We start from the raw sequence: 4,083 nt of genomic DNA on the forward strand, positions 1-4,083 counted from the left end.
GGTCTTCACGCTCCCCGCCGAGTTGCGCGCGATTGTGCGCACCCACGCGCGTGTGCTGCTCCCGGTGTTGATGCAAACGGCCGCTGCCGCACGGCAGGCGCTCGCGGCCGATCCGCACTACCTCAGCGGCACCGTCGGGATGCTCGCCGTGTTGCCTACGTGGACGCGCACTCTCGTCTATCATCCGCCTGTCCACTGCTTGGTGCCCGGTGGCGGCCTCGCGATCGATGGGGAGACGTGGCGTCGCGCACGCGGACACTACTTGGTACCGGTGCGCGCGTTGTCCGTCGGATTTCGGGCGCGCTTCCTGATGCGCCTCAAGCGCCTGCTGCCCGAGGTCGTGGTGCCCGTCACGGTGTGGAAGCGGCCGTGGGTCGTGTACGCCAAGCCCACCGTGCAGGGCGCGGATTGCGTGTTGCGCTACCTCGCGCGGTACGTGCACCGCGCGGCGATCACCGACGCGCGCATCGTCCGCGTGGACGCTAGGACGGTCACGTTTCGCTATCAGGAGGCGCAGGCGCGCGCGTGGCGCACCATGACCCTTGCTGGTGAGGAGTTTCTACGGCGCCTTCTGCAGCATGTGCTCCCGCGCGGCTTGCACAAAGTCCGCTACTATGGCTGGTGGCGTCCGCAAGCGGCGGCCACCCGGACGCAGTTGCAACAGCAGCTCGCCCCACCCGCCCCCGTGCAACGCGACCGCGTCGCCGACGGGCCTGGTGGCATCGCGCCCGCCCCGTGCTGTCCGCAGTGTGGCACGGGCCACCTCCTGCGGACGCGACGGCTGCTTCGCGTCCGCGCGCTCGCGAGGCCGCCGTAGTGCGCGCCCGCTCGTCGCCTCGGCCAGCACGACGCAGCCTCCATCCGGCGCGCGCACGCGCGCGCCGTCGAGGCGTCGTGCGCGTGCGTCGCACACGGTCCCGATTCCCGCGAAAACGCGCCCGCGCCGCGCGGCGCTCGGCCCTTCACGCCGCACACCCCGCGCAGACCGCGGCGGTGGACCCCCGCACGTCCGGATAGCGCGGACGGAGCGACGGGTGCAAACTCCAGAGGGCGGCGTCGGCGGTTCAGTTCAACGGAGGTTTGGCGTCGGCTTCGCGACGCAAAACCTCTAACTTGTTCGGCGTACCGAAAATCCCGGTTTGTGCTATCCTTCGAACATGATTGACTGGTCTTCCTGCCACGCGGTCGAGAGTGATCCAGAGCGATACAGCGGAGCTTGGCTGTTCCGCGGCACTCGAGTGCCTGTCGCCGCGCTCTTTGAGAATCTTGAAGACAACGCCACGGCGCACGACTTCGTCGATTGGTTTCCTGGCGTCACCATCGAGCAGGTGCGCGCGGTACTCGAGCACGTGGCCCGCAGCGGACTGAGTGCGGCGTAGGTGCGCGTTCTGTTCGATCAGGGCATGCCTGCTCCCCTTCGTCGTGACTTGCCGCAGCATTCGGTCGAAACGGCACACGAGCGGGGGTGGGCCAGCTTGCGGAACGGCGACTTACTGCGAGCGGCGGAAGACGCGGGATTCGAGGTGATGATCACGACCGATCAGAACCTGCAGTATCAGCAAAACCTGACCGAACGGCGCATCGGTATCGTAGTCCTGACCACCACGAGCTGGCCGCGCATTCGCACCGTGACGGATGCCATTGCCGACGCCGTGGCTCGATGTGCTACGGAACGTTTCATCGAGATTCACATTCCGTGAGGACGCCGAACAACAGGTTGCAGTTGACAGCCGAGCGAGTGAGGGCTCGCTGCGCTCGCATTATTTGGTTCGGCTGCAACTGAACCTGAAGCGTTCGACAGCGAGAAAACGTTCACTTTGGGGTAAGTATGGAAATGCGAAGTTCGGTTTACTCCGTCGTGAGTGTCGCACTCGTCGCCGTTGTAGGTTCGGGCTGCTCACTCATAACCTCGAGTGACTGCGTCAGCATCGGCGTGCCGGGTATCCAGATATCGGTCCTGGATAAGCGAATAAATCAGATACCGAGTGGGACGGTCGTGACGGTGACGGATGGTGACTACCGGGAGACGCTGACGCTGAGTGGAGGAGTCTATACCGGGGCCGCCGAACGCCCCGGGTCATACTCAATAGTCGTCGAAGCACCCGGCTACGCGCGGTGGACCCGAGAGAATGTCCGTGTTGTTCGCAGTGGCAGCTGCAAATATCTCCAGCGTGTCACGCTGTCGAGCGAACTGCAGCCCAACGGCTAAGCTTCGTCGCAGACCAGACACTGCGATGACGAGTGTTTCCGCGGGACGTCGAACGAGCCGCTGCTGCTGACAGCGACGGTGCGGTACGCCGTGTAACTGCGGCGCTGGCGCGCCTCCGTTCACGGCTGTTTGTTGATAGTCGCTGCAGCAGAGCGCAGCGTTATGTGGATAACACTGGCTATCACGTCAAGCTGAAGGAGATCCGGAATGGTGCTCGAATGCGAAGCCTGCTCCTGCCTCGTAGACGCCGAGATGTTGCATTGTTATGACCTCGATTCCCCTTTTGGAGACACCTATCGGATCAGTCTCTGCAGATGCCCAAAGTGCAACGCGCCATTCTTAGCGTCAGAGGCGTGGGACTTCGAGGGGTATGGTACTCCGTTTCGGATGTATCCCGTGCATGCAGATCGAGTCGCGGGAAGCTTGCCGAAGCCGATTCGTGCCGCGTTTGAGGAGGCAGTTACCTGCATTCGGGCAAAGGCCTTCACCGCTGCAGCAATTATGTGCCGCAAGACTCTCGAGGGTATTTGCGCTGAGCACAACGTTAGGGAGCGCAATCTGGCAAAGTCTTTAGAGAAGCTCCGAGACTCCGAAGTCATCGATAGAAAGCTCTTCGAATGGGCGGACTCTTTGCGCCTTTTTGGGAATGACGCCGCGCATGACGTCGAAGTGGTCGTCAGCCCGCAAGATGCAAAGGATATTCTCGATTTTACACGAGCACTCGTTGAGTATGTCTTCACCTTTCAAGAACGATTCGCCGCATTCCAGAAGCGTCGCGCCGCAGCACTTGAATCCACCACATAACGATGTTTGCTGCAGTCGGGCGTGGTTTAGGTAGCGCGCTGCGCGCGCATCTCATTTGAACGCCCGCTGCAGAAGCCAGCGTTAGATGTCTCTTTCGAACCCATTGACCTATGACCTGCTATCTGTGCGGACAGCGGCTGCAGAGTTCGGTGAATCGGGATCACGTTCCACCGCAGCAGCTTTGGTCACCGGAGATTCGCAAACAGTTCAACGTTGATCAGCTGGTCACGCTTCCAACCCACCCCGCGTGCAACTCCGCCTTTTCTAAAGACGAGGAGTACGTGGTTCGAGTGCTATCGACCGTTGCAAGCGAGTCACCAACAGCCGCGTCGTTAGTCCAACACGGGTTTCGAAAAGCAAGATCCGGAAGTGGTATAGGTCTCCATCGCGCGGTTCTGAGATCAATGGAGGAGCGCCCATCAGGGTTGCATCTACCCCGAGGTCTCGTCGCGATGCGCACGGACGGCAAACGCATTAAGCGCGTGGTGTGGAAGATCGTTCGTGGTCTCTGGTATCAAACGTTCAAGAGCCACTTGCCCGACATTACTACTCACTCCATCGAAGTACAGGAACCTGAAAATCGAGACACACTGCACTTTCACGAATATTGGAACGTGGTTAGGGCGTCACCGTCTCTTGGCAGATACCAGGCGGTATTTGCGCATAAGTACCACTGCTTCGAAGCGGATGATCTCCGAGTGCATGGATGGGCAATGCTTCTGTGGGACCGCGTGATTCTGTACTGCCTGCACTTTGATCCAACAGATGAGCTGGATCGAACCACAACCACAGAGGCACCTGCCATCTAACGAAACGTTGCTGCTGGCAGCGCGGTGCGGTGTGCGGCAGGCGGTCGCCGTGCTGGCGCACGCCGCCCGTCCGGCCGCATTTTATTTGAGCGTTCGCAGCAGAACGCGGCGTTGTGGCTGTAGAAAAAGCCTCAACGCACTGACGGTAACGGTCCCAAGTCGCGCGAAAACAGTTCTCGGTCATTCGATTCGGCATTGATACTGGCATCGCGGAGCGATTCGCACGATACGCGCGTCATTTGCGACCGCACGTAACCCTCC

At 61.1% G+C, this 4,083-nt stretch carries 5 protein-coding genes; all 5 read left to right on the forward strand.

Annotation, left to right across the window (positions count from 1 at the left end; all coding sequences use genetic code 11):
- The coding region (locus ACLL97_RS05310; RefSeq protein WP_411279441.1) for a transposase at positions 1-817 on the forward strand (817 nt) is incomplete at its 5' end.
- A gap of 340 nt (positions 818-1,157) precedes the next feature.
- Positions 1,158-1,379, forward strand: a complete 222-nt coding sequence (locus ACLL97_RS05315; protein WP_411279442.1) for a DUF433 domain-containing protein — start codon at positions 1,158-1,160, stop codon at positions 1,377-1,379.
- Positions 1,380-1,403: 24 nt separating this feature from the next.
- Positions 1,404-1,700, forward strand: coding sequence for a hypothetical protein (locus tag ACLL97_RS05320; protein ID WP_411279443.1), 297 nt, complete (start codon positions 1,404-1,406; stop codon positions 1,698-1,700).
- A gap of 134 nt (positions 1,701-1,834) precedes the next feature.
- Positions 1,835-2,209: a carboxypeptidase-like regulatory domain-containing protein gene (locus tag ACLL97_RS05325; protein WP_411279445.1), complete on the forward strand. Its 375-nt coding sequence runs from the start codon at positions 1,835-1,837 to the stop codon at positions 2,207-2,209.
- A gap of 387 nt (positions 2,210-2,596) precedes the next feature.
- Complete coding sequence (locus ACLL97_RS05330; RefSeq protein ID WP_411279444.1) at positions 2,597-3,013, forward strand: DUF4145 domain-containing protein; 417 nt, start codon at positions 2,597-2,599, stop codon at positions 3,011-3,013.
- Positions 3,014-4,083: the final 1,070 nt, after the last annotated feature.

This window comes from Gemmatimonas sp. (assembly GCF_046594945.1).
Lineage (GTDB): Bacteria > Gemmatimonadota > Gemmatimonadetes > Gemmatimonadales > Gemmatimonadaceae > Gemmatimonas.

Coding starts and splice junctions, on each gene's coding strand:
- ACLL97_RS05315 (WP_411279442.1), top strand. CDS start 1,158: ATGATTGACTGGTCTTCCTGCCACGCGGTCGAGAGTGATCCAGAGCGA.
- ACLL97_RS05320 (WP_411279443.1), top strand. CDS start 1,404: ATGCCTGCTCCCCTTCGTCGTGACTTGCCGCAGCATTCGGTCGAAACG.
- ACLL97_RS05325 (WP_411279445.1), top strand. CDS start 1,835: ATGCGAAGTTCGGTTTACTCCGTCGTGAGTGTCGCACTCGTCGCCGTT.
- ACLL97_RS05330 (WP_411279444.1), top strand. CDS start 2,597: ATGTATCCCGTGCATGCAGATCGAGTCGCGGGAAGCTTGCCGAAGCCG.